Source organism: Akkermansia sp. AE01SA01, assembly GCF_036417395.1.
GTDB lineage: Bacteria > Verrucomicrobiota > Verrucomicrobiia > Verrucomicrobiales > Akkermansiaceae > Akkermansia.
This window is the reverse complement of sequence record NZ_CP143890.1, coordinates 1,712,732-1,738,761: the sequence shown is the minus strand read 5'-3', so window position 1 is coordinate 1,738,761 and position 26,030 is coordinate 1,712,732. Positions and strand designations below refer to the sequence as shown.

17 protein-coding genes and 1 tRNA gene are annotated in these 26,030 nt (G+C 53.0%); 9 read left to right on the top strand and 9 right to left on the bottom strand.

From position 1 onward, the window contains the following. Positions 1–142 precede the first annotated feature (142 nt). The 6 genes from V3C19_RS07025 to V3C19_RS07000 all read right to left on the bottom strand — a co-directional run bounded on the left by V3C19_RS07025 (position 143) and on the right by V3C19_RS07000 (position 6,392). The gene (locus V3C19_RS07025; protein ID WP_154301702.1) at positions 143–910 is read right to left on the bottom strand and encodes a glycosyltransferase family 2 protein; all 768 of its coding nucleotides are present in this window, start codon (positions 908–910) and stop codon (positions 143–145) included. Positions 911–925: 15 nt separating this feature from the next. Next, positions 926–1,660, bottom strand: a complete 735-nt coding sequence (locus V3C19_RS07020) for a sugar transferase (protein ID WP_302389417.1) — start codon at positions 1,658–1,660, stop codon at positions 926–928. A 37-nt stretch (positions 1,661–1,697) separates the two neighbouring features. Further along, positions 1,698–2,390 (bottom strand): CpsB/CapC family capsule biosynthesis tyrosine phosphatase, encoded by a 693-nt coding sequence (locus V3C19_RS07015; RefSeq protein ID WP_295876884.1) that lies wholly within the window; start codon positions 2,388–2,390, stop codon positions 1,698–1,700. Between the two features lie 11 nt (positions 2,391–2,401). After that, positions 2,402–4,789 (bottom strand): tyrosine-protein kinase family protein, encoded by a 2,388-nt coding sequence (locus tag V3C19_RS07010; RefSeq protein WP_295934841.1) that lies wholly within the window; start codon positions 4,787–4,789, stop codon positions 2,402–2,404. Between the two features lie 126 nt (positions 4,790–4,915). Further along, on the bottom strand, positions 4,916–5,698 hold the full coding sequence (locus tag V3C19_RS07005) for a polysaccharide biosynthesis/export family protein (protein WP_295876889.1): 783 nt from the start codon (positions 5,696–5,698) through the stop codon (positions 4,916–4,918). A gap of 40 nt (positions 5,699–5,738) precedes the next feature. Beyond that, positions 5,739–6,392 (bottom strand): sugar transferase, encoded by a 654-nt coding sequence (locus tag V3C19_RS07000; protein WP_295934843.1) that lies wholly within the window; start codon positions 6,390–6,392, stop codon positions 5,739–5,741. 526 nt (positions 6,393–6,918) lie between these two features. On the opposite strand from V3C19_RS07000, the gene V3C19_RS06995 reads away from it, so the two are divergent. The 5 genes from V3C19_RS06995 (at position 6,919) to V3C19_RS06975 (ending at position 13,744) form a co-directional block, all read left to right on the top strand. Then, entirely contained in the window at positions 6,919–9,444 is a 2,526-nt protein-coding gene (locus V3C19_RS06995; protein WP_295934078.1) for a DNA translocase FtsK, read from the top strand. 29 nt (positions 9,445–9,473) lie between these two features. Beyond that, positions 9,474–10,085 (top strand): hypothetical protein, encoded by a 612-nt coding sequence (locus V3C19_RS06990; protein WP_302388351.1) that lies wholly within the window; start codon positions 9,474–9,476, stop codon positions 10,083–10,085. 84 nt (positions 10,086–10,169) lie between these two features. After that, the gene (rbr, locus tag V3C19_RS06985; protein ID WP_130084587.1) at positions 10,170–10,745 is read left to right on the top strand and encodes a rubrerythrin; all 576 of its coding nucleotides are present in this window, start codon (positions 10,170–10,172) and stop codon (positions 10,743–10,745) included. Between the two features lie 89 nt (positions 10,746–10,834). After that, a complete protein-coding gene (gene ccsA / locus V3C19_RS06980; protein ID WP_295932353.1) occupies positions 10,835–13,495 on the top strand; it encodes a cytochrome c biogenesis protein CcsA in 2,661 nt (886 codons plus the stop codon). Between the two features lie 174 nt (positions 13,496–13,669). Continuing rightward, a tRNA-Val gene (locus V3C19_RS06975) sits at positions 13,670–13,744 on the top strand. Positions 13,745–14,160: 416 nt separating this feature from the next. Here the strand turns inward: V3C19_RS06975 and V3C19_RS06970 are convergent. Continuing rightward, positions 14,161–14,529: a hypothetical protein gene (locus tag V3C19_RS06970; RefSeq protein WP_330937049.1), complete on the bottom strand. Its 369-nt coding sequence runs from the start codon at positions 14,527–14,529 to the stop codon at positions 14,161–14,163. Between the two features lie 140 nt (positions 14,530–14,669). Beyond that, positions 14,670–15,218, bottom strand: coding sequence for a hypothetical protein (locus V3C19_RS06965; protein ID WP_330937048.1), 549 nt, complete (start codon positions 15,216–15,218; stop codon positions 14,670–14,672). On the opposite strand from V3C19_RS06965, the gene V3C19_RS06960 reads away from it, so the two are divergent. Beyond that, a complete protein-coding gene (locus tag V3C19_RS06960; protein ID WP_330937047.1) occupies positions 15,217–20,310 on the top strand; it encodes an RHS repeat-associated core domain-containing protein in 5,094 nt (1,697 codons plus the stop codon). The genes V3C19_RS06965 and V3C19_RS06960 overlap by 2 nt on opposite strands. A 10-nt stretch (positions 20,311–20,320) precedes the next feature. Then, positions 20,321–20,794: a DUF3592 domain-containing protein gene (locus V3C19_RS06955; RefSeq protein WP_295933441.1), complete on the top strand. Its 474-nt coding sequence runs from the start codon at positions 20,321–20,323 to the stop codon at positions 20,792–20,794. 537 nt (positions 20,795–21,331) lie between these two features. Here the strand turns inward: V3C19_RS06955 and katE are convergent. Then, positions 21,332–23,593, bottom strand: a complete 2,262-nt coding sequence (gene katE / locus V3C19_RS06950) for a catalase HPII (protein WP_130082879.1) — start codon at positions 23,591–23,593, stop codon at positions 21,332–21,334. Positions 23,594–24,481: 888 nt separating this feature from the next. Between katE and V3C19_RS06945 the strand changes: the two genes are divergently transcribed. Continuing rightward, on the top strand, positions 24,482–24,931 hold the full coding sequence (locus V3C19_RS06945; protein WP_130082878.1) for a R3H domain-containing nucleic acid-binding protein: 450 nt from the start codon (positions 24,482–24,484) through the stop codon (positions 24,929–24,931). 8 nt (positions 24,932–24,939) lie between these two features. Next, entirely contained in the window at positions 24,940–25,935 is a 996-nt protein-coding gene (locus V3C19_RS06940) for a hypothetical protein (protein WP_295933445.1), read from the top strand. Positions 25,936–26,030: the final 95 nt, after the last annotated feature.

Genomic DNA, 26,030 nt, shown 5'->3' with positions numbered 1-26,030 from the left:
ACTTTTTGAGCATTTTATTTCGGCAAATTTTAATTTAATTATGTCATCAGATATTTTTTGCTGTTCATGTTCTGAAGACTGGAACAGTTTTTAGTAGAGAAAAAATTATTTACCATAGATATATTCTTTTATTTCTTATTTTCTATAATTTATAGTTTATTTTATATATTTGCATAAATTTATCTCTAAAACGAGACACTACATAATGCCAGGGGCAGTTAATTCCGTTTTTACGGAATGCCACTTTATTCTGACTTCCATTACGCAGGATAGCGCGAATTCCAGAGGTGGATGATCCGCCGGTACGCATGCAGATGAAAAAGCGGTTTATATAATAAGTAGAGATATGGTGTTTCTCAATGAAGCGTAGCATGAGTTCAAAATCCGCTGCGGAACTAATGGTGAGATCAAAGGAACCGTAACGCTTAAAACACTCGTGACGGCAGTAAAATGTGGGATGGGCGGCCATCCAACCGCGCTGGAAAGATCCTTGTTTATATGGAGAACCTATCCACGTCCTGACGATTTTCCCTTGAGCATTGATGTAATTCAGGTTGCCGTGAATGGCATCGGCCTCGGGATTTTTTTCAAAGGCAGCTACGATATCCTGAACGACATTTGAGTCATAATAGTAGTCATCCGAATTGAGGAAGCCGATCACATCTCCCGTGGCCATGCGGATGCCTTTGTTCATGGCATCGTAGATTCCCTGGTCCGGTTCGGATATCCATTTCATGCGGCCGGAGAATTTGGGAGCATATTTTTCAATGAGCTCTCTCGTCCCATCCTTGCTGGCCCCGTCCACCACAATGTATTCCACGTCCGGGCAGGTTTGCCGAAGAACGCTCTCCAGCGTGTCTTGCAGTGTTGCCACACTGTTGTAACAAACCGTAATGACTGAGATCTTCATCTTGGGAAAATCACGTTAAAGGGTCTCCGTTTGATGGCTCCCATTATAAAATCGGCTGTTCCCCCGCAGCCCCCTGGTCTGCGGGTCTTTGGGCGTTACGGTATGGGCGGGTTTGCCCAGGGCGTTCGGGCGCTGGTGAATGCCTTCCTCTTTGATGACCTTGTAGAAGGTATAAAAAAGGATGTTCAGGTCATACCGGAAGGAGAGGTGGCGCTTGTAGCGGAGGTCGTAGCACACCCGCTGGCGGAAGGTGAGGTTGTTGCGGCCGTGGACTTGGGCCAGTCCCGTGATGCCCGGGTGCAGGGCCATTCTTTTTTTCCGGGTAGAGGGGGTAAAGATGGCCATTTGCTCCGGAATCCACGGGCGGGGTCCGATGAAGCTCATGTCGCCCAGCAGGACGTTGACGAGTTCCGGCAGTTCATCCAGGGAAGTGCGGCGCAGCAGGGAGCCCAGAAGGGTGGTGCGCTGTTCGTCCGGCAGCAGGCGCCCCTCCGCGTCCCTGGTGTCTTTCATGGTTTTGAATTTGATGATATAAAAGGGTTTGAGGCCGCGCCCGATGCGCTTTTGCAGGAAAAAGGGCGGCGTCCGTTGAATGACGACCAGCAGGACGGCCAGGATGGCGAATAACGGAATCAGGCACACCAGGCTGAGCAGCGCGACCGTGAAGTCCAGGACGCGTTTGCCATAGCGGCCGTAAAAGCCGGCGGGCAGCGGGTTGCCTGAGGAGGCCTTGGTTGCAGAGTGTGGCATGGGATTTGGTACGGGGGAGATGAAGAGTAAGGAGGTACTAGATTTTCAGGGGCATGCGGCCTGCCATGGCGGCGCTGTGGCTGTCGGTTCCCCACCAGGAGTAAATCCCGGCGGAGAAGAGGTCTTTTGCCCTGGCGGCGGCGGATTTGCCGTAAAAACCGCCAAGGGAACCCACATTGCCTTGAAATTTGACTTTTTCCTTTTGTGAAAGGTCCAGGAGTTCTTCCTGGGGAAGGAGGCGCCCGTAACGTTCCGGATGAGCCAGCACCGGGGCATATCCTTTATCCCGAATGGCCGTAAACATGTCTTTCCATGTGCCGGGGAGATAGTGCTGCGGCAGTTCTACAAGCAGGTGAGTGCCGTCATATGTGAGCGGGGCATATCGGTTGATTTGCTCTTCAAACCGATCGTCCAGCATATATTCGGCGGCCAGTTTGAGTTCAAATTGTTCGTTTGTAACGGAGGCCAGCAGTTGTTCGAAGCGGCGGCGGAGGAAGTCCGGCGTGTTTTCCGGATAACAGGCCTTGATGTGTGGGGTACAGTAGGCTCCCCTCAGGCCGAAGGATTTAAGACGCCGTATGATGCCCAGGCTTTCCTGCAGGGAGGATGCTCCGTCGTCTACTCCCCACAGGATATGGGTATGCATGTCCATGCCGTCCGGGAAGAGGCTGGAAGTCGTATGCCTGGGGGTAAACAGGTAGCGGAACATGGTTTCACAGGTGAGTGCCACAGGGAGGATTGCTAGTTTTTCCCGGCGGTTTCCTTGCCGGAGCCATAGCTGTACCGGTGACCGTAGTTATAACCGTAATAGCTGTAGCTTGAGGACTTGAAGTTCACGGCGTTGATGATGTAACCGAGATTCGGCAGTTTGCCGCTATCCGCCAGTTTTTGTATTTGGGTGAAATACCGTTTATCTATCATTCCGCTGCGGATGAGATACAGGGAGATATCGCTCAAAGCCGCAAGGATGGCTGTATCTGCCAGTATGCCGTAAGGGGGGGTGTCAATGATGACGGCATCGTATTTTTTTCTGAAACATTCCAATATCTGTGCCAGGAGAGGCTGACTGAGCAGGGTGACGGGATTGGGCGCCGCAGGGCCCGTACCCAGGAAGTCGAATAGGCTGTTGTCTTCTCCGACCTGACGAATGATATGGGAAGGATCGTCCACTTGGTTGAGCAGAATGGAGGTGAGTCCACGCCGGCCATGACCGCCCATCTGGCGGGTGAGGGAGGATTTGCGCAAGTCCCCGTCAATAAGCAGGACTTTTCTTCCGGCTTTGGCAAAGGCTGCGGCCAGGTTGGCAGAGGTGAAGGTTTTGCCTTCCCCGGGGGTGGTGGAAGTGAGCATAATCACATGCCCCCCTTCATCGGGACGGGGAAGAAGGGAATCGACGTTGTTGCGCAAGATATGGAAGCATTCTGCCATCACAGACTGTTCCTCCTTAATGAAGAGCGAGGTGTTTTTGCGCTCTTTTTTGTTCATCCGGGGCAGTTCCGCAATGATGGGCTGCCTGGTTTGGCCTGTCAGGTCATGCTTGTTTTTCACTTTGTTGTTCAGCATGCCCATGCCCAGGAGGGCAAAGAAGCACAGAGCTGCACCGCCGAGGGTGCCGGCCGCGATGTATTGTTCCGTTTTAGGGGCGATGGGAAGATCCGACCCGTGGGCGCTTTCCAGCACTCTGGCGCTGGATTCTGCGGCTGCCAGGGCCATGGCGTTTTCCTGCTCCTTGCTCAGCAGGTTGAGGTAGAGTTCTTCCTTGACCTTGTGTTCCCGGATCAGGGGGGTAAATTCCTGTTCCTTGGTAGCCGTCTTGGTCAGGCGTTCCGAAATGGCCGCGCGTTTTTTCTTGAGTTCTTCAAGTTTAAGGTTTTGGTTGCTGCGGTAATTGGACAGGGCTTTATTGGCGGCAGTGAGGGTGGAATCCATCCGTTCCCGCAGTCCTACGGCGATGGGGTTTTGGGATCCGGCACTCCCCGCTATTTTCTGATATTCCAAAAAGGCTTCGTTGTAGCCTTCTATCTGGCGGGAAATGCCGTTGTCCGCCAGCCCGGTATCCACGGAGATGAGGCCATCGTTGCGGACGGTTTTCTTCAGGTTGTCTGCCAGGACGGCCGCCAGCTTGATCTGGGTTTCCAAATCAAAAATTTCCTTTTCCAGCGCCTGGGCTGAACTGAAGTCCGCGCTTATGGTGGTCTCCGCGTTCCCGGCGATATCGTTTTTGGCTTTAAAATCCGTAAGTTCCTTGCCCGCCTTGTTCAGGCTTTTCTCCAGTTCCTCCAGGCGTCCTTCAATGAATTTCTTCGTCTTTTGGGCAGCCAGTTTTTTTTCATCAATGGAAACCTGGTTATAAACGGCGATCAGCTGGTTGAGGACATCGGCAGCTTTTTGCGGGTTATTTGCCGTAAGCGTCATTTCCAGCAGGCTGGATTCCTTGACATCCGGTCTGGTGACGGAGAAGTCTTTTAAGAGACCATGGGCAGTTTCCAGAACGGTAAGGTGGTTAATGATGATAGGTTTGCCGTCCCATTCCTCGCTCATCAGGGAAGTAGGATGGATGGAGACGGTGGCGAAGGGAAGGGCGATGGATTGTCCGTATGTCCCTTCTAAAGTTGTTGTCTTTTTCTGGCTGGTGGTATAGGCCAGAAGGAAGTTTTGCTCTCCCCGGGGAGTGATGGAGAAGGAGCAGGAGCGCTGTTTTCCAATTTCTTCAAAGACGGCCAGGATGGGGCTGTTGTTGTAAAGCTCTATTTTCCTGAAATCTTGTTGCTGCCAGTAAGAGGTATTAAGTTTGAGGTCTTCCACCACTTTTTTCATGACGGCGGTGGATTTGAGAATGAAACTTTCATTGGCCAGATTGGCGGCTCCGGAATCGATGCCCAGTTCTGACATGATCCGGTCAGAGGAAACATCCGTTCCCGATTTTGCATCCCGCATGATGATACTGGCCGTTTTCTTGTAAATGTAGTTTTGTCTTTCCGCCAAATAAAAGGCCAGCATCCCTCCCGCTACGGCAGTCAAAATGATGATGAACCAGTAGCGGCGCAGGATGGTGAGAGCTAAATCCAGGGAGAGGGTTGATTCCTCCTCCTCCATAATGGGAGGTGGAGGAGTGGAACGGTTTATCATAAGAGAGAGTAAAAATGTTGGGGGAGAATCCCGTAAACTTGGGCATTGGTCCGATTGAACCGGCCTGTTTTCCGTATTTCTATTTCCGGTATGATCGGGGTTAACGAGAGAGCTGGTTGATGTTCTTTATAGGCATAAAGCGATCACGGCCAGGGTGACACCGAGTCCGGAAAGCCCCCAGCCGTACCACTGGGCGGCGTCGCTGCGCGTATTGACCTTGCGTTCCGAAGGCGTTACATAAATGATGTCGTTCTGCTGGATGTAGTAATAGGGAGAGGTGAACAGATCCTTGCTACGCAAGTCAATGCTGGCGATCTGGCGGGTTCCGTTGGTTTCTCGAATCAGCGTAACGTCCCGGTTGCCGTCAATGTTCAAGTCGCCTGCCCGGCTGATGGCCTCCAGAATCGTGAGGCGTTGCCCTTCAATGGTGTAGGTTCCGGGGGAGTTGACTTCTCCCAGCACGGAGAATTTGAAATTCATGATCTGCACGTTGACGGAGGCATCCCGGATGTAGTCGTTATTCTTGAGAGTCGCGGCAATATCGGTTGCCAGCTGGGAGCAGGTCTTGCCCGCGGCCTTTATCTTGCCGATGACGGGCAGAACAATGTAGCCCTGAGCGTCCACCAGGTACCCTTTAGGCTTGTTGTTATTGTTGTTGTTGGTGGCGCCGATCTCAGACATGGCGAAGGGCGCCGTGAGTTCCGGCTGCTTGCTGCTGACTGCGATGTAGAGCTGGTCATCCTTCTGGATGGTCGTTTGGTAGTTTGCCTTGATTCTTTCCCTGGAGTTGTCGGAAACGTCTTGGATGTAAAGGACTTCCTTGGGGCTGACGCAGGAAGGAAGGAGGCTGGCTCCTGCCAGGGCTACGGAACACAGGAGAGCTTTGCTGAAGAGATGGTGTTTGTTCATTAGTTGAAATAATAATAGGAATAATGGAAGGGGGGGGATGTTAGAAGGATCTGGTCGCCTCCGTGGTAGAGGGGAGGGAAAGATCGTTCTGCAGAAGGGTTTTCCCCAGTTTGTTCTGGAAGGCTTCGTTGCATTGCTGGATGCCTTCCCGGACCAGGACTTTCCGGGCTGTCCGGAAGACCAGGGAAATATCCAGCAGGAAGGAAACGCGGCGCACGTAAAGTACGTCGTAGCACAGGCGGCGGCAGAAGGGAATTCCGTTGCGTCCGTGGATCTGAGCCATGCCGGTGATGCCCGGCCGGACGGAATAGCGCTGGCGGCAATAATGAGGAGGAAGGGTTTTCATCTGGGAGGGAATCCAGGGGCGGGGGCCTACGATGACCATGTCTCCTTTCAGGATGTTGATCAGTTGGGGAAGCTCATCCAGCGAATTGGTGCGGAGGAAGTTGCCGAGAGGGAACAGTCTCTGGTTGTCCGGAAGGAGGCGCCCACATTCGTCACGCGCATCCGTCATCGTTTTGAATTTGATGATTTTGAACAATTTTCCCTGATATCCAACGCGCGTTTGAAGAAAGAAGGGGGATTTTCGCGTGAATAAAAGAAGAAGCACAGATATCGTTAGCAGCAGCGGGCTGAGAATGACAAGCGCTATCCCGGCGAACAGGCTACTGATGACAGGTTTGCAGATACGCATGTACATAAAGGCTAGGGCACAAATAGCGGATTGCAAATCCTATCAAAATAATGGGGAACACTAAAATATTATGCAACATGTTATTTATCAATATTTTATTTCAAAAATAGAACATATTTTTTTATAATTTTGTCTTTATAATTTTCAGAGACATGTCAAATAAGTATTTTTTCTTTAATGATTACTATTGACACCGGATTTGCAATCCGTTGAATATTTTCTTATATTCGGATGTGAATTACATATAATAATTTTTTTGTTACAAAAGTTTCGTTGAATTTACAAAATCAATCGCATAATAGAAACGGAATGGGGAAATTTGAGTTTGTATTGTTTTTTGACGCGGAGGGAGTAATTCCACAGGAAAAAAACTCGGTGTTCTTTGACTTTCGGGGAGGGGCATGCGTCATGTTTTTTTCATGATGGAGCTGTTTCCGGCAGACAAGAAATCTTCAGGAGGAAGAGAACAGGTGCCTTGGTTTGGCCTTGAGTTCGGCTTCCGGTATTGTTAATATAAATGCCACGTATGGCATTGGATGCGCAGGAGCGTCATGTATTTGAGCATGAAGAGGACCATCCTCCCGTTTGGATGGGAATGGCGTGGGGAGTTGTTTCCGTACTGGCCGGAGCGGCTTTGCTGGCTTCCATGCTGACTTTTGACGTCCGGGAAATAAGCTGGAATTATCTCAATAAGTCCGGCGAGGTGATGGAAGGGACGACCAATCTTCTGAATGTGGTGGGGCTGTATGGCGCCGGCATCGTTTACTGGGTGCTGGGGGGAATGGCCTGGATGCTGGTGATTTTGCTGGCCTGGTGGGGATGTTACCGTTTTACCCACCGCGGACAGCTGACCCGCGGTGTGATCTATGGTGGCGTCTTTCTGCTGGTGAGCGGGTGCCTGTTCCTGACTGCCGGCCATGTTACGGGGGCGGAATGGGTAGAGCGTCATCAGGTGCTGGGCGCCGGGGGCCTTGTCGGCAATCTTCTCGGAACGAATCTCCTGATTCCTTTGGCGGGAGTGTCTGTCATTCTGGCTGTTTCCGGGCTGGGATACATCATTGCCTTGATCTATGCGGCGGGCCTGCGGCTCCGTCCCCTTTTCCGCGCTGTTCTCCGGGAGTTCCGCTCATGGAGAATGAACAGGAAAGAAAAAAAGATGGAACGCCGTTCCTCCCAACTGGCCAGAGAAGTAGCCCGCGTGAGAGCCAGCATGCAGGATGCGGCCCTGTCCTCTCCTCCTTCCGCCAGACGGAGCCGTGCGGCTTCTTCCCGCTTGCACCGTACCGGGGATGATCTGGAAGGGTTGTATAATGAAGTGGCCGCCGCTTCTTCTGTCCGGATGTCCGCATCTTCCAAAAAATCTTCCGCTTCGCGGACGCAGGGGAACCTGCCGCTGACGACGACTCCGAAAATCACAGTGGCGGAGCCTGCGGAAATCAAGCCTGCGCCCAAGGTGCAGCCTTTCGCCAAAATAGCCACGCCGCCTACGGAGGAATTCAAGGATTATCAGCTTCCCGGTTTCGAACTGCTGCATTATGAGGAAAAGCCGGACGGACCCACGGATGCGGACCGGGAGGAAATGCTGGAAATCCAGCAAAAAATCATTGAGACGCTGACGACGTTCCGCGTGGATGTGACGCCGGGGGACATCACCCGCGGCCCGACCATCACCCGGTATGAGGTATACCCCGCGCGCGGCGTGCGCGTGAACACGTTTGACCAGTACTCCAAGGACATCGCGCTGGCGACCAGAGCGGAAAGCGTGAACATCGTGGCCCCCATTCCAGGCAAGGACACGGTTGGTATTGAAATCGTCAACCGCAAAAAGGTGGCCGTTCCGCTCCGGGAACTGCTCCAGGACCCCGAATTCTGTTCTCCCAAAAAGAAAATTCCGCTGGCCCTGGGCAAGGACGTGTATGGGCGCACCGTGATAGGGGACCTGGCCTCCATGCCCCACCTGCTGGTGGCGGGAGCTACGGGCTCCGGCAAATCCGTGTGCATCAACAGCATCATCTCTTCCATGCTGTTGAAATTCAGGCCGGATGAACTCAGGCTGATTCTGGTGGACCCCAAGGTGGTGGAAATGCAGCCGTACTCCAAGCTGCCTCATTTGATCGTCCCCGTGGTGACGGATCCCAAAAAGGTGCCGAATGCCCTGCGCTGGTGCGTGAATGAAATGGAGCACCGCTACCACTGCTTTGCCAAGGTGGGCGTGCGCAATTTTGAAGCCTTCAACAAGCGGCCGCCTGAAATGCCCGCGGAAGAGGAAGAAGAACCGGAATCCGGAGAAGTGGACGAGGCGCTGGCGGAATCCATCGCTCGGGAGCTGGAATCCCAGGGGGAATGGCCTGCGGAAGAGGATGACGAACTGGACCTGGATGACGACGGCGTGATTCCCGAACGCTTCCCCTACATCGTGATCATCATTGACGAGCTTGCCGACCTGATGCAGACGGTAGGGGCGGACATTGAAACCAACATCGGCCGCCTGACCCAGAAAGCCCGCGCTGCCGGGATTCACCTCATTGTCGCCACGCAGACGCCGCGGCGGCAGGTGGTGACGGGTACCATCAAGGCTAATATTCCCACGCGCATCGCCTTCCAGGTAGCCAGCGGCACGGACAGCCGCGTGATTCTGGACAGGCAGGGGGCGGAAAAGCTGGTGGGGAAGGGCGATCTTCTGTACCTGCCGCCCGGTTCCGCCCAGGTGGAACGAGCCCAGGGCGCATTTATTTCCGATGACGAGGTGGAAGCCCTGGTGGCCCATTGCGCGTCCCAGGCCAGGCAGAAATTCCATGAAGAAGTCCAGAAGACACTGGACGAAGCCTCCCATGGCGGAGCGGACAGCCCGCTGGATGACGCGGAGGAGGAATGCTACGCCAAATGCCTGGAAGTGGCCCTTATTGAACGCAAAGTAAGCACATCCCTCCTGCAGCGGCGCCTGAGCATCGGCTACGGACGCGCCGCGCGCATGATGGACCTGCTGGAATCCCGCGGAATCATTGCTCCTGCAGACAACACCAACCGCCCGCGCAAGGTGCTGGTGGAATAAAGGACAACCTTCTTAATTTCCTCTCTGTCATGAATAAAATCCTTTCCGTGTCCGCCCTCCTGGGAGGCATGCTGCTGGCGGCTTCCTGTTCCCAGCAGGTGCAGCCCGTCAAAAAAGCAGGCAGAAGCCCGGTTTACGTTGGAAAAGTGGAGCGGGTTTACCCCCGCCACAACTATGTGCTGATTGCCCTGGCCGGTACCGTGTATGAACCGGGAACAGTGCTTATCTCCCAATCCGCCGGTTCCGGGGAAAACCGGCGTGTCGCCAACCTCATCGTGACGGAAGAGAGAATGGGGCGCACGCGCATTCCGGCGGACATACGCAGCGGCACGGCGGAAAAAGGCGACCTGGTGTTCCTGTACCAGAATCTGGCCGCGCCGGAAAGCTCCGGAAAAACGGGGGAAGAGCCCACAGACACTCCCGAACCCGGAAAGGAAATCACCCCCCCCGTATCTCCCGACGGCCTGCTGCCGCTGCCCGGTGAGCGCCCCGCTGAGCCGGAGGGCCCCGCGGACAAACCTTCTGCAAAACCCGGCGCTCATTCCATTCAGGATGAAATCATGAAAGATCTGGATACCGTTCCGGGTACTTTGGAGGATTCCTTGAGAGCGGTAAGTCCGGAGAAAAAATCGGCAAGGTGATTTTTTAGATTCATTCAATAAATGCTTGTCTTTTGGCATCCCCCCGGTAGGATGAATCCACTTACACAAATTGGTGACTAGTTTATGAAATCCATCAAAGGCACAGAAACAGAAAAAAATCTCCTCAAGGCGTTTGCCGGGGAGTCCGAAGCCCGCAACCGTTACACCTACTTTGCCGGTGTGGCCAAAAAAGCCGGTTACGAGCAGATCGCGGCCATTTTCCTGGAAACGGCTGACAATGAAAAGGAACACGCCAAAGTGTTCTTTAAACTGTTGAAAGACGCCTGCATTGAAGTGACGCATACCGTTTGCACGGCCCCCCTGGAATCCACGGAGGAATGCCTGCTGGCCGCCGCCGCGGGAGAACACGAGGAGTGGTCGGACATGTACCCCGCCTTTGCCGAAGTGGCGGACAGGGAAGGTTTCCCCGCCATTGCGGAAACCTTCCGCAAGATCGCCACGGTGGAACAGCACCATGAAGCCCGTTACCGCAAACTGGCGGAGAACGTGCGCGAAGGCGCCGTATTCGCCAAGAAGCAGGAAACCCAGTGGAAGTGCCGCAATTGCGGTTACATCCACACCGGAGACACGGCTCCCAAGGTATGCCCCGCCTGCGTGCATCCCCAGGCATTCTTTGAAGTGCTGGCAGACAACTTTTAATCATTTTCCAGTCGGAAACATGATTGGGGCCGGTTTCACGATCTGATCGTGTGATCGGCTCCTTTTTTCCATAAGGACAACCCCATATAATGAACAGGGACAGGGAACGCACGGAAGCGGCGTGGAGGACATATAGCCGGAAACTCTGGAAATTCGGCGGCAGTTACGGACTGGGAATCGCCCTGATGCTCGTCCTGCTGGTGTTGACGTTTGCCGGCACTTTGCACCAGGTCCGGCTCGCTCCCTCCCTGGGATCGGAGGCGGCCATAGAATCCTTCTTCGGCGCTCCTTACGTGCTCATTCCGCTGGGAGGGGAACATTCTCTGATTTCCCTGCCGCTGCCCGGCATGGGCATTACATGCGCCCTGCTGTTCGTCAACTTGCTCATAGGCGGCATGTTCCGTGTAAAATGGACGTGGAGGCATGCGGGCATTCTGATTGCCCACGGCGGAATCCTTCTTCTGCTGGCCGGCATCATGCTGGGCAACAGAATGACTGTGGCCGTGGACCAGGTGGAACTGCCGCAGGGCGACCGCGTGCATGAGCGCGAGCTTCCCTTTGACATCCGCCTCAACCGCTTTATTCCGGAATTCTATCCCGGAACATCCAAGCCGAAATCCTATGAATCCCAGATCACCATTTTCCCGGAATCCGGCGGCCATTATGACGCCGTCATCCGGATGAATGAACCGCTGCGGGTGTCCGGCTGGACTCTGTACCAGATGAGCTGGGGCCAGGACTCCCTGCATCCGGGCAGGCTGATATCCGTTCTCCGCGCCGCTCATAATCCGCTGGAACAAATGCCCAAATGGTCTTCCTACATCATTGCCGCAGGATTGCTGTGGCATTTTGCCCTGGTCTTCGGTAGATACCTGCGCCGCAAGCCGGAACAAAGGCTGGAAAAGGAGCCCGTTCCGGAACAGTCCGGCGGAAACGTTGAGGGGGCCGGGCAGGGGAAACCCTGGCGTCTGGCCGGCATTTGCGTTTTGGTGGCCGGAATTTTTGCCGTCGGCATGCTGGCGGCCAGGCCGTCCGTCCATACGGTCCATGTGGAACGCTATACGCCCTGGTCTTCCTCCTTGGTGGAAAAGGTGGAGGGCATGGCCGTTCAGGATGGGGGCCGCGTCAAGCCCGCCTCCACGTATGCCGGATTCCATCTGCTCCGGACCTTGGGCAGGAGGAGCTTCTCCATAGATACTCCGGACGGCAGGAAAAAGCTCACTCCGGTGGAGTGGATGCTGGACTGCATGTTCAGACCGGAATTTGCGGAGCAATACCCGGTATTCCTGGTCAACCGGGAGGAAGTGGTGCGCCGCCTGCATCTGCCGGACCAGGCGGACAAAAGGAAAAAATACTCCTATGCCCAGATTGCCGGACAGTGGGAGGAAATGTCCCATGCCGTGAGGGAAATACGGATGCTGGGAGAAACGCAGCTCACGGAGGCGCAGAAGGAAATCCTGGCGCTTTCACGCAACTTTGACGTGGCGCGCGGCTGGATGCTCTCTTCCCGCATCATGCTGGAAGACCCCTCTGCCATGGAACGGATGGAATTTCCCCGGTGGTTCCCTGTATCCGGACATCATGAAGAACAGAAGTGGACCGCCGTTCCGGGGAAGGGCGCCGGAGCTTTTCTGGCCATGGCTTCCCTGATGGAGCGCAAGGCCATTGAGGAAGAAGAGCCGAAAGGCGGAGAGCTGCGCGCCAAGGCGGAAAATCTGCTGATGGAACGGCTGGTACAGCCGAATGAAGCCGCTTCCGCCGGGGAACGGAATGCCCTGAACCGGGAAATTTTCTATTACCGTCTTGACCCGCTGTATGTTTCCCTGGCTGTCTTTGTGGCCGCCTTTGTCTGCCTGGTGGTCTGCGCGCTGTTCCGCCCCATGCGGAATGCTCCGTTCTGGAGGCGTTTTCTGCGGCCCGGCGGTTTCAGCCCGGCGTGGATTCTGGGCGCGGCGGGCGCGGCCGTTCTGGTGGCCGCCCTGACCATACGTGTGCTGATCACCATGAGGTCCCCGGTAGGCAATACCTATGAAACCATCGCCTTCATCGCCTGCATGGGCGTGATCTGCGCGCTGGTAGCGGAACTCTTCAGCAAAAAGGGAATTGTGCTGGCGGCCGGGTTGATCCTGGGGGCGCTCTCCTGCCAGATGGGCATCATGTATGAATCTTCCCAGGCCGTGGACCACATGGACCCGCTCGTGGCCATCCTGCGTTCCAACTTCCTGCTTTCCACCCACGTCATCACCATCGTCCTGGGGTATGCGGCCGGACTGCTGGCGGCCGTGCTTTCCCATGTATATCTGCTGGCCTCCCCCCTGCGCCTGGTCGGACGGAAAACGGAGCAATCCCTGGACCGCATGGCATACGGCATCCTATGCTTCTCCCTGGTCTTCACGCTGGTGGGCACCGTCTTCGGCGGCATCTGGGGCAATGAATCCTGGGGGCGTTTCTGGGGGTGGGACCCCAAGGAAAACGGAGCATTAATGATTGTGCTGTGGCAGCTGACCGTGCTTCACGCCAGGAAAGCGGGGTGGCTTTCTCCGTGGCTTCTCCACTTCAGCAACGTACTTGGCGGCGTCATCATCGCCTTTGCGTGGTGGGGCGTGAACATGCTGGGAGTGGGGCTGCATTCCTACGGCTTCACATCCGGGCGGGATGCCCTGGACATCTTCTATTGGTCGGAAGCTGTGCTTTGCGTCCTCTTCATTATCCTGCATTACCGCGCCCTCCGGCAGGCGGAGATGAGGTAATTTTGTGACGGTTTTCCGTTGACCGACCGGGCAAAAGTGCGGACATGCGGTATTTTCGTTTTTGCAGGAAAGGGAAGCAAACGGTATTACAGAAGTAAAAATGGGAAAAGGAGTTCTTTCCCCATTTTATCCTTGCCGTTTCATCCCGTCTGGCATATACTTCCACTACCTCATGCAGGGATAGCTCAGTGGTAGAGCGGCTGTCTTACACACAGTTGGTCGGGGGTTCGAATCCCTCTCCCTGTACCATTAATAAACCCCACAAGTTATTAAACTTGTGGGGTTTGCTTTAATGCAGTCTTGTATATCAGGTGATTCTGAACAGAGTTAACAAGAGGCTCTATCTTGTTGGGTCAAGGACAGTCTCAATAAGAAATTGAGATGATCAGGAAATCATGGTGTTTTGAAAAGGGATATTTAAACTTGGGTCTCTTTATGTATAATTCCTTTTTACATTTGTCTTGAAAATTTTCTTCCAATGTATTCAGGATGAATATGCAAGTCATTCATATTAAATCAATAAACTTTAATATGAAAAGATTCTTTCATAATACGAATTTTGTTTTTTCAGGGGGATTTAATGTCATTTCATGAGAAGTAACTGAAGTCTTAACGTATCAGGCGTCTTTCATTGAGGGTGCCACAGGTTCTACATTGTCTGCAAATCATTTAACAACATGATTTACAAGACAATGAATAATACCCAAATTACCCAGGAACCCCGTTATCCCTTCGTTCCCATGTTCGCCAATGGGCAACCGCAGGCCGACTTCTACGTCAACGGCATCACCGCCCCCGTTCTCATCTCCCCACGTTCCGCTTCCGGCGACACTCGCCATGAATGGACCGGGTACCTCAAGATCATGAAACGCGGTACCTATTTCCTTTCCCTGGACGCCGATTCCTCCATCTCCCTGGCCATTCCCTTCAAGAATGTGGAACTGACCAGCGAAGCAAAGGACCTTTCCGTGAAGCCGGAGAGCGTCGTGCTGGAACAGGGGTATTACTGGTGCCGAATCGTCCATGAGCACCATGCCTCCCTGGGCTCAGGACAGGAGTTCTGCATTGCCGTTCTTTCCGACAAGGCGGAGGCGCCCGATATCAATTCCTACCTCGACCCCAATGCGACTCCTCCGGATAGGGAAGGGGAGGAAGTCATCACCCTGGTCAATCTTTATCGGGACGAGGAAGAGGAGACCACCTCCAGCAGCTCTTCGGAAGGGGGAGGGTTTGATTTTGGGTTTGATCCCAAGTCAAGCAGTTCCAGCTCCAGTTCCAGCTCCAGTTCCAGCTCCAGTTCCAGCTCCAGTTCCAGTTCCAGTTCCAGTTCCAGCTCCAGTTCCAGTTCCAGCTCCAGTTCCAGTTCCAGCTCCAGTTCCAGCTCCAGCTCCAGTTCCAGCTCCAGCTCCAGTTCCAGCTCTAGTTCCAGCTCTAGTTCCAGCTCTAGTTCCAGCAGCAACTCCTCTTTCTCCTCCAGCGAACCGCCCACTGAGGAAGAACCATGTCCATGTCCCTGTGAAGGGTGTGAAGAGGAAGGCGATGAAAACTGCGTCCAGCAACAGCCCACTCCGGGCGACCCCGACGATGAACAGGACTGCCAGGGCAATGCATGCATCAATCTTTCCTCTCCAACAGGACCAACGCCCCCCGCTCCGGTCAGATTCATGCGCATGGCCCGTGCTTCCACTCCCGCTACCCCCGGCTCCAGCAGCGGATTTTCCATGCGCTACAACCACCCCATGGCATGGAGTGCCTCCTTCTCCAAAGACGAACGGCGCGTCACCGTCAAGCGCCCCTCAGGCAGTCACATTTATTTCAAGGCGGAAACGGGAAGCTCCGACGCTTCCCCCATCGGCAGCTCCAGAAAACTGGACTATCGTGTACGTCTGCTCAACCAAGACCTTACTCCCAATCAACAGGGTATGCCGTCCTACATGGATATGACGCTTCCTTCCGGCATGATCCTGCGCTTCTCTTCCTCTACCGGAGAGGTCGTCTCGGTCACCAGTTCTTCGGGACACGTCATGACCGCCGAGGAGTATGCCCGCAAGGTCCAAGTGGCCTACAACCCGGACGGCTCTCTCAACAGCGTCTATTCCCGGGCTCAGGGGCTGATGCGCAGCATTCCCGGAAACAACAGTCTTGCCCTGGAGTGGTACGCTCCCGGGAATGTCTCTGCATCCCATGATGGGGAATTTGTGGTTACCGGAGAGCCCTACAAGACGGCCGTTTATAGAACTTCCATGGAGGATGGCGTAAAAGTAACTTACATCACCAATCAACGGGCCGGGCAGGAACCGCGGGTTATCGAACGCCGCGAGGAAGGAAACAAAATAAGCATCATCAAGGGAGAAGGAGATGAACGCATCGTGCGCACGATTGAACGCAACTCCCTGCCCGGCTCCAAGTGGGAGCGGATTGAAACGGTCAGGGGCATCAATGATTCCCGGCCTTCCCGCAGCAGGCGCACGGTGAAGAAGTATACCGACGGAGGCTGGCTGACCATCAGCAGCACGGAGGGCTATAATACATCCTTGGCCCAGACGACGCTCTACACCTACAACGACCAGTACCGGGTGTCTCTGGAAATCAAGCCCAACGGGGGCTGCACGCGCTACGAGTACGACGGCCAGGGCCGGGTGATTCTGGAAGCAACGCCGTGGGCTGGAGGCGGAGAGAAGGGAACGCGCACCACTTATGCAGACCTGAGCTTCAATGATTTCAGGCCGGCAACGGAAAGGGAAGTCATCATTGCCCAGGACGGAACGGAAACCGTTCTAAGCCAAAGGAGCTATACCTATGAAGAGAGCCCCGAAGTCAACCGCACGACGGTGACAGAAACAGCTCTGGGTTCCGACCAGGTTCACACAAGCATTTCAGAAACTTATGGGGAAGCAGCACAGTATCCCTATGCCCGGGGAAGACAGAAGATGAGCCAGGGCATTGACGGTGTCCAAACTGTCTATACCTATGAAGCCACCACAGACCATGGGGGTGTTCACAAGGTGACGGAAACTGTTCAGGCAAACGGAAGCATCGTTCCCGCTCAAAGCACCAGAACCGTACAATACATTGCCGAAAACGGCACGACCACAAGAAAAGAGCAGTATGTCCACACGGGAGAAGACTGGTCATTGATTTCCACGGAGGACTATGAATACGATGCCGAGCTCAAGCGAATCAAAACAACGAAGGGCAACGGCCGCTTCAGCACGACGGAATGGATGTGCTGCGGTCCCTTGACGGAAACCAACGAAGACGGTGTGGTAACCAGCTACAGTTACAACACGGCCAAGCAGTTGGTGGAAACCATCCGTTCAGCCACGGAAACCACGCCTGAAACAATCACGTCCTACACAAAGGATGTTGCGGGAAGAATTCTTTCCATACGAAAAGACATAGGAGCTATGTCGACAGTCGAAAATATGGAATACGACGACTTGGGAAGAATTATTTCCACAACGGATATTCTTGGTCGCACCACCAGAACTGAATACAGCAACGATCAGCTTACAACAACCGTCACCACTCCTTCGGGGGCTATTTTTGTGACGAAAACTTATTATGACGGCTCTACTCTTTGGCAGGGAGGAAACGGACAGCAAGAAATTGAAATACAGCTCGAATTGACAGAAGAGGGTATTCTCACCACCACTCTGTCCAAAGGAGTAATTCTCTCACGTACCTTGGAAAATGGTTTTGGAGAAACTATTCGGGAGGAGCAGTCCAATACTCTGGGAGGTTTCATTGTCACTAGAAATGCTTACAATAGCAAGGGTCAGCTTGTACGCATTCAGACAGAGGATATGGCTCCTGAGATAACTGCTTATGACCAATCTGGCTACGAAGTGAGGCGGATTATTCTTCTGGATGAACTTTGTCCGGATGATGTTACAAAAAACAGGATCACGGAGAATACCATACGCTATCAGATCAAAGAGGAAGGAGTTTACCGGGTACATACCACGACTAATTACAATGCCAATGGATTTCCTCTTGTTCAGACCGTGGAAAATCTTCTTTCACAATCGGACCCTATGTTAGAAAGCAAGACTGTTTCCACTGATATTTACGGTCAGTTGAGTGTTCAGTGGGCAGAATATGCCGCTCCCACCAGACGCATCCAGTTCAACCGGATTCCCACTTCGGACATTGTCGCCAAGTCTTTCGTTGTTGATGGATTTACCATAAATCAAAATGACCATGCAGGCTTACATTCTTCCCAGGAACGTTTCTTCACTTCCTCAGGAATAACCATGAGGAGAACCGATGCACGAGGCAATGTTGCTATCACAGAGTCCGACGTAGCCGGACGAACTACCAAGACGATGGATGCCGAAGGCAATATGACCTCCATTTCTTATGACGTCTGTTGTGATGAACCTGTCTGCATCACTAATGCATTGGGAGGTACTATGTGCTATTCTTATGACATTCGCGGTAGAAAGACGGCTGAATACGGTACTGCCATTCAACCTGCATGTTTCGCGTATGATGACAATGACCATAGGGTTGCATTGACCACTTTCAGGGCGGATGAGGAGGACATTACCACCAATCCTTCCAACCGAACCGACGGGGATACCACCACTTGGCTTTACGATGTGGCTACTGGTTTGGAACTCAGGAAAACCTATGCTGACGGTTCCTGTATTTCCAAAACCTACGACAAGTTTAACCGTTTGGAAACGCTCACTCAAGCCAGAGGTATCGTAACAACCTATGAATATGCTCCGTTCACTGGAGAACTCATCTCAGTCTCCCATAGTGATGCTACCCAACCTTGGCTTTATTCATATAACCATCTTGGTCAGATAATTTCTGTCTCAGATGCCTCATGTATCAGAGAAATCTCTTATGACGTTTATGGGAGAATGCTCCAAGATGTTTCTTTGGGGAAAGTGGAAAGCTGTCTCCAGGAAAAGTATGATTCTTTTGGACGATCCTCCGGATACTATTTCATGCTGGGAACCCGCATTGTCCAGCACTCCATCCTTGACTATGACCACAAAGGCGCCATAGTCAGGATGAATCTGGAAGGTCTTGATTCTCCCTTTACATGGGAATATGACAAAACCAGTGGCTTCCTTAAAAACATGTCCTATCCCAATGGCGTCGTTCGCAGGAATAGTTATCATCCTTCTCTTAACCTAATGAGCGCTATTGAGTATGAAGATTCCAGGAATGGAAGTGCGGTTGCTCGTTATAGTTATCAGTATGATGAATTGATGCGGCCCACTCAACATCAGGATTATTGGGATGTTGAGACACCCATAGCGGTAAGAAACTTCACCTACAATAACCGCAGTGAATTGATTAATGGACAATTTCAAGCAGAAGGAAATTGCAGCTATCAATATGACAACATCGGTAACCGTAAAATCTCTCAGGAATTGGAAAGGGAATTATTATCATATGGTACCAACCACCTCAACCAATATACGGATATTGCGCAGGGAGAATTAAAGTTTCAACCTGTCTATGACGCAGATGGCAATCAGATCCTTACCAAAACTTCAACAGGAGTTTGGAAGGTAACTTATGATGCCAATAACCGCCCTGTTAGCTTTATCAGTGAAGACGGACGGACCGTAGTTATCTGCGGATATGACTACATGGGGCGCCGCTTCGAGAAAAAAGTTACTTTCAATGAATCAACTATCAGTCACGTCTATTACCTGTATCGTGGTTATGTGCAAATAGCTGAGATTGATGTGCTGCATCCCGAACCAGTCTTGGAGAAGAGTTATCTATGGGCGCCTACGGAGACGACTGCGCCATTTCTCTTAATGATGACGTGCTGGAAGAATAGTGAGACTGAAACAAGGGAGCATTTTTATTTCATTCATGATGCATTGAAGAATGTCGTCGCTATCGAAGGGGAGCAAAAAGAAAGAAGAGCTTTGTATGAATATCTTCCTTTTGGAGGAATTGCCAGAGAGGAAGGCGATATGGCTCACGTTAACAAATTCCGTTTTTCCTGCGAATACATGGATGATGAACTGGGTGTGGTTTATTATAATTACCGTTATCTTGATCCTCTCAGTGGAAGGTGGATTAGCAGGGATCCCATTCAGGAAAAAGATGGATTTAATTTATATGTATTATTAGGTAATTGTCCCATTTCCACGACTGATGCATTTGGATTATTGGACTTTAATAATTTTTCAAGTGTTGTTATTGCTCTAATTCCAAAGCAGGTGACGCATTCGGCTAAAAGTACACGTCTGGGGGTATGGCCATTGCCGTTTTTCCCTCTTGTTACGATGGAAGTAAACGCCGGTATTGATGTTGTCGTTTCATCTTGTTGTTCATGTGATGGGCAGAAAGGGTTAGTTGCATCCGGAATCGCTTATTTAGAGGGTACGGCGGGTGTAGGTACGAGCATTGGTGGCAATTCCGGCATTAGTGCAAGACGAGAAAAGAAACCGAGAAGAAATGGAACAAGAACTGTATATAAGAAAAAAGGAGATAATACATATACAAAAAAACCAGTAGGAGAAAATTCAGGAGATGGAACAGGATCATCGAACGTTGGAGCGGGAGGATGTCCTGAACGCTGTCCAGATGGGAATGGGGATATTTCTTTCCTTTTTACTGTAGGAGCGTCCGGTTTTATTTCCGGAGGCATTGGAAGATTCTCTGCTGGTGTTGCTTTTGATTCTCCTGTTTTAAAATGTTCAGTACCAGGAAGGTGTGAAGCTTTAGACCCGAGAAAGTCTTCATCCGCTTATGCTGTCTATGGCATGGGAACAGGCATGCGTGTGCAAGCATATGGAAGAGCCGAAGTAGAGTTGAGTTTAAGAATAATGTAACCTTGATTTCATGAATAAAATATTTAATAATAAACAACTTTTAGTTATTTTTCTGCTGAGTATTTTTGCAGCAGGCATGTTATATATGCTCGTATGGCTGCTGTCTCAAGTGAGACTCTGTTGGTCCAGTGAAGAATGGCCGGAAACAAAAGGTACAATTACACAAGTCGAATATAGAAGAAAAAGTGCAGGTTCAGGTATTCATGGTACTTATGTTAATTTAGATATTGACGTAAGATTTGAATGGAAATCAAAAATGTATCATACCGGTAACCAGGGATGCAGTTTTGATATTCCGTATAAGAAATTGCATGTTGGAAAAGAAATCCCAGTTTTTGTCAATGAAAATAATCCTGACGAGTCTCTTTTATCAAAAGGCATCGCGGGATGGATCTGGATGGCTCTGGGAATATGTTTATTATTTTCATGTTTTTCATTAATGATTATTTTTAAGCAGGCATTTAATTTATTAAAAAAGAAATAAATAATATTCAGTATTCTTCTTCCTTATCAAAGGATTTTTAATCCTATACCTTCTGCAAGCAGCCAGATTTGCAGAAGGTATATTTTTGTTTCTGTGGACGGCAATATGGCGAATTCTTATCTTTAAGACCAGCCAATTGAGTTATTGATAAAATTGGCAGGATGGATTTGAGGAGCAGGGGAATGGAATGTTGTTCCTTCCTTGAGTAAGTTATTCACAGGATTTAATTCTGTTTAATCCAACGAGCCATGAATACAAAATTTTGACGGATATTGAATTATGAAAATATTAAAGGTATATGTATGTGAAAAGAAATAATGTTAATCTGAAAATATTTTTTAATTTGCGTGTTCTTGAATACTGTAACAATTGACAATTTAATGACGACAATTGCAAATAATTTATTTTTGCCGATATGGTGATTCAGCCCAGACCTTTTTGCTCGCGAGCATGATCAATAGGAACTTTCCCTAATAAAAATATGCCTGCAAGCGTTAAACTTACAGGCATATGGTGACGTTCAGAGGAATGTTCCCGTCAGGCGCCGAAATCCAGCGCCTTGGGCTCGCGAGCCCAGGTGCGGTGCTGCTTCATCGCCGTGATGAAGGGCTTCATCAGCGCCTTGGTATCCTTCGGGGTGAGGAGGCCGGCATCGTCCATGTCGTCAGGCAGGGCGGCGGCCTGGAGCATTTTCCTGGCGTCTCCGGGGAGGCCGATGGCCTTCAGATGCCTGTAAGCCTGGCGCAGGTGGTATTTGGCGTCCCCGTCCATCAGGAGGGTCTGGATGCTCTGCGCGCCTTCCGGCACGATGACGGAGTCAAACAGGACGGAAAGATTGGCGGCCAGGCTGCCGTCCACCAGCAGGTCTTCCCCTTCTTCCGTTTTAACGGTTCCCATGTGGGCGGCAATGATCTGGGGATGGACTCCTTCCTTGTGCAGGGCGTCGCAGATTTCTTCCACGGATTTCAGGCTGACGCCGTCCGCCACCAGCAGGGAGACGCGCATGCCCTTGAGGTTGCCGTCGGGCTTGGCGTACAGGCTCAGCGCCGGGTCCTTTTCCAGGCCGCAGACCGGCTTGGGCAGTTCGCGGCTGAGCTGTTCCCTGGTCAGTTCAATGCCCAGGTTGCGGGCTACTCCGCCAGCCAGGTCCGGATCAATGCGCGTCAGCAGGTCCACGACGCGTTCCCGGATGTAGGGGCGGGTCACCTTGCTCAGTTCAAAACCGAAGGCGTTGATGATGTGCTCCTGTTCCACGGGCGTCTGGCTCATCCAGAACAGGCGCGGATGGGAGTAATACTCCGCAAAGGAGGGGCTCCTGAGGCGTTCCTTGATTCCTTCCACGCGTTCCGGAGTGGTGGTGAACCCTCCGTCTTCCGCGGCTTCCGGAGTTTCCCGCGGCCAGTTGTCGCCGATGGAGTTGGGATTGTAGTTGGCCGGAGCGGTATCTATCTGCATGCGGTGGAATCCGTCCCTCTGGTTGTTGTGGAAGGGGCAGACGGGGCGGTTGATGGGGATTTCCGTAAAGTTCGCCCCTCCCAGGCGGTGGCGCTGGGTGTCGCTGTAGGAGAAGATGCGGCCCTGAAGAAGCGGGTCGTCGGAGAAGTCGATGCCCGGAACGATGTTGGCGGGGCAGAAGGCGACCTGTTCCGTTTCTGCAAAGAAGTTGTCCGGGTTGCGGTTCAGCACCATTTTCCCGACGATTTCCACGGGAACCAGCGCTTCGGGGATGAGCTTGGTGGCGTCCAGGATGTCGAAGTCGAATTTGTCCAGGTCTTCTTCCGGAATGATTTGCAGGCCCAGTTCAAATTCCGGGTAATCTCCGCCTTCAATGGACTGCCAGAGGTCTTTGCGGTGGAAGTCCGGGTCCCGTCCGGTGAGGTCCTGGGCTTCGTCCCAGATCAGGGATTTTTTCCCGTAAACGGGTTTCCAGTGGAAGCGGACAAAGGTGCTTTTCCCATCTTCGTTGACCAGTTTGTACGTATGGATGCCGAATCCTTCAATGGTCCTGTAGCTTCTGGGTATGCCGCGGTCGGACATGAGCCACATGACGTTGTGCAGCGTTTCCGGCTGCAGGGAGACATAATCCCAGAAGGAGTCGTGGGCGGTCTGCCCCTGCGGCATTTCGTTGTGGGGTTCCGGCTTCACGGCATGGATGAAATCCGGGAATTTGATGGAATCTTGAATAAAGAAGACGGGCGTGTCGTTGCCCACCAGGTCGTAATTCCCCTCCCTGGTATAGAATTTGGTGGCGAATCCGCGGATGTCCCTCACCGTATCCGGGGATCCCCGGAATCCCTGCACGTTGGAAAAACGCACAAAGACTGGTGTTTTTTCTGACGGATCCTGCAGAAAGGCCGCCTTGGTGTACTTGGAAAGGGATTTGTATACCTGAAAATAACCATGTGCCCCGGAACCTCTTGCGTGAACCACTCGTTCCGGTATCCGCTCCTGGTCAAAATGAGCCATTTTTTCCAGAAAGTGAAAGTCTTCCAGCAGGGAGGGGCCTCTGCTGCCTGCCTTGAGCGTGTTTTGATCATCGGCTATTTTTACTCCGAGGTTGGTGGTAAGGGGCTTTCCCATGCCGTTGTCGCGCATGGTATCCAGGTCTTTGATTTTTTCCGAGGTGTTTTCCGGCATTTTCATGGAGCCGGGGGCGGAAGGTTCCGCGTTGGGAGGAGTGGGTTTGGGCGTCGGCTTGATCAGTTCCGGATCAATGGTGTCCGTATAATGGGGTTCCGCCTCTTTCCCGTCCGGGAAGGGGGCGAGCCGGTCTTGCATCTGCTGGGTCTTTTTTTTCATTGGCTTGTTTCTGAAGGGATTGAATTTTCCTATGAGTAAGTAGTTCGACTCTGGCTTCCCGGACGATGTTCTGTCTTATTTTGTCAGTTCATGTGGAATTCAAATGATGGAAAAACGCTGGAAATGACTTGGCAGGAATGAAATAAACGGTAGGAAACAGGAGGCGGAAACGGAGCCTGTTTGACTGGCATGACGTTTCTGTCAGTACGCTGTCAGGACGGACCCCGGGATTTTCCGTGTCTTCCCCTCCCGCCGGGAAAAACAGGATAGCGCCGTTAATGAACGGACGGGGTGGGGCGAAGTTCCGCAGTTCCCTAATTTCCCGCATGGTGAACCTGCGGACAGTCCCGCCGTGTCCGGGAAACCTTCCGTCCCTGGCGGCCATGTCCATCCCCGGTTTCATTTTCCGGGCAGGCCGTGTCATGCCGGAACAGGGTTTGCTGCATGCTCCTGTTCCGTTTTCCCGGAAAACCGCCTGTTTCCGGCCGGCCAGCCTGGGTGGCAGCTTTACTCATGGTGAAAGGGGGGGCTTACGCCAAGTTGGCGTATTGTAAACGTACCGCAAGGGAACGGCGGCGGGGCGGGAATAGGGTGGTGAATTTAATCAATGACTTCTGCCGGTTCAGAAATACCGGATGGAACAGGGAGCAGGGCATCGGGAAGGAAGTGTGCCGGATTGCGTGGAGAGTTATGTAGTGGGTGAAAGGTTTCTTCCGTGGAAAATTTCCGGGGCCCCGTGGAGGGAGACAGAACTTCCGCAAATTTTCATAGACGTGCGGGATAAATAGGTTATGATGATTCCGTAAATTGCGTACCGGAGGCATGCGGCGTCCTCATACGGTTGTCTGTCCGGTGCGGGAACTGATCTTTCATTTATTTTAAAGGGTTATGACGGTGCAAGAAATAGCTGAACAAAGTTTGAAGAGCCTGCTGGCTTCACTGGGATTTTCTGCGGAAGTTGAAATAACGGAGACGGACGGCATCATATGCCTGAACGTTTCCTCCCCGGACTCCAGGTACATCATCGGAAATGACGGGGACAGGCTGGATGACCTGCAATATCTGGTCAACCGCATGATCCAGCGCAAGATTGAAGACGCGCCCCGCGTGAAGGTGGATTGCGACCATTACCGGGAACACAACGAAGCGCGCCTTCTGGAGAAGGCCCTTTCCCTGGCCGCCCGCGTGCAGGAGAGCGGCAAGCCCATGAAGATGCAGCCCCTCAACGCCTATCACCGCCGCCTGGTTCACAATGCCCTTCAATCCGTGGATGGCGTCACGACGGAGTCTGAGGAAGGGGACGGCCGCTACAAGCGGATCACGATCCGCCGGGTATAGCATTCCGCTTGAATTCCATGAGGCGCGGAGCGGTCATTTCCGGCATCTGGCTGGCGGCGGTTCTGGCCGCCGTGGCCCGGGCTGCGCCGGAAACTTTCGCGGCCTCTGATGCCGCCGTTCCGCCGCCCAGTCCCGTCCTGGTGGTTTACGCCTCCGCCAATCCCGGCGCGGAGGAAGCCCGATGGCTTGCGGCGCTCCAGCCGGGGGGAGAAGGCCGCCGCATTCTGGACGGTCATGTGAAGGATGTTCAAATGGTGACGATGCCGTCCCGCCCGGCTTTGGAAGACTGGAGCGAGGAAGGGCGGCTGTTCCGGGCTTCCCTGCATGGGGTCCGCGCGTTGCCGACCGTGGTCATGCTCGATTCCAAGGGGCGCGTTTTCGACTGGATGGTCGGAGGGGCGGATGAAGCCTCCCTGCCCGGAAAAGTCGCCTTACTGAAGGAAAAGGCGTCCCGTGTCCGGCCCCTGACGGTGGTCAATGACATTCCCAAAGGCGGCGACCCGCGGGAGGAAGCGGCCGCCATCTGCCGCGCCATGGAGCAGGTGCCTGCGGAAGCGTGGTACCGGGATTACCCCCGGACTATGAAAAGGCTGGAAAAACTGGACTGCACGGAGCCTTCCTTCCTGGCCGCCCGCGAAGCGGCGCATCTGCTGGCGAAAAACCGGGAGACGGCCTCCCTGCTGCGCGAATCCTTTTTGGCCCGGGATGCTTCTTCCATCCGGGATTGCCTGGTCGCGTGGCGGAAGAAGGCGGATGATCCCGCGCTTCCCGTGGCTGAGCGGCAGTTGCTGCTGCTGGCCATGGTCCACCCCCTCTGGGTTCGGCTGGAGGGCGTCCTGTACCAGGGAGCGCACAGCGCCGAAAGCGAGGAGGCTTTCAACTGTGCCATTGCCGTGCTGGAGGAAGTGAGGGACATGGACCGCTCCAGCGTTTGCGGCAGGCGCGCGCACCAGCTCCGGGAAGAGCTGAGGAAGGCCCGTCTGGCCGCGGCGCGGTACGATTGAAGGGTCAGATAATTTGTTTTCCGCAACCCGGACAGGAAGCCCCCCGCGGCGCGGGCCGGAACCGGGGGATGCCCTTTTCCTGCGCGATTCTCCGG

Coding starts and splice junctions, on each gene's coding strand:
- V3C19_RS06995 (WP_295934078.1), top strand. CDS start 6,919: ATGGCATTGGATGCGCAGGAGCGTCATGTATTTGAGCATGAAGAGGAC.
- V3C19_RS06970 (WP_330937049.1), bottom strand. CDS start 14,529: ATGGTGCTCATGGACGATTCGGCACCAGTAATACCCCTGTTCCAGCAC.
- V3C19_RS06955 (WP_295933441.1), top strand. CDS start 20,321: ATGAATAAAATATTTAATAATAAACAACTTTTAGTTATTTTTCTGCTG.
- V3C19_RS07025 (WP_154301702.1), bottom strand. CDS start 910: ATGAAGATCTCAGTCATTACGGTTTGTTACAACAGTGTGGCAACACTG.
- V3C19_RS06990 (WP_302388351.1), top strand. CDS start 9,474: ATGAATAAAATCCTTTCCGTGTCCGCCCTCCTGGGAGGCATGCTGCTG.
- V3C19_RS07000 (WP_295934843.1), bottom strand. CDS start 6,392: ATGCGTATCTGCAAACCTGTCATCAGTAGCCTGTTCGCCGGGATAGCG.
- V3C19_RS06945 (WP_130082878.1), top strand. CDS start 24,482: ATGACGGTGCAAGAAATAGCTGAACAAAGTTTGAAGAGCCTGCTGGCT.
- V3C19_RS06965 (WP_330937048.1), bottom strand. CDS start 15,218: ATGGAAAATCCGCTGCTGGAGCCGGGGGTAGCGGGAGTGGAAGCACGG.
- V3C19_RS07010 (WP_295934841.1), bottom strand. CDS start 4,789: ATGATAAACCGTTCCACTCCTCCACCTCCCATTATGGAGGAGGAGGAA.
- V3C19_RS07005 (WP_295876889.1), bottom strand. CDS start 5,698: ATGAACAAACACCATCTCTTCAGCAAAGCTCTCCTGTGTTCCGTAGCC.
- ccsA (WP_295932353.1), top strand. CDS start 10,835: ATGAACAGGGACAGGGAACGCACGGAAGCGGCGTGGAGGACATATAGC.
- rbr (WP_130084587.1), top strand. CDS start 10,170: ATGAAATCCATCAAAGGCACAGAAACAGAAAAAAATCTCCTCAAGGCG.
- V3C19_RS06960 (WP_330937047.1), top strand. CDS start 15,217: ATGCGCTACAACCACCCCATGGCATGGAGTGCCTCCTTCTCCAAAGAC.
- katE (WP_130082879.1), bottom strand. CDS start 23,593: ATGAAAAAAAAGACCCAGCAGATGCAAGACCGGCTCGCCCCCTTCCCG.
- V3C19_RS07020 (WP_302389417.1), bottom strand. CDS start 1,660: ATGCCACACTCTGCAACCAAGGCCTCCTCAGGCAACCCGCTGCCCGCC.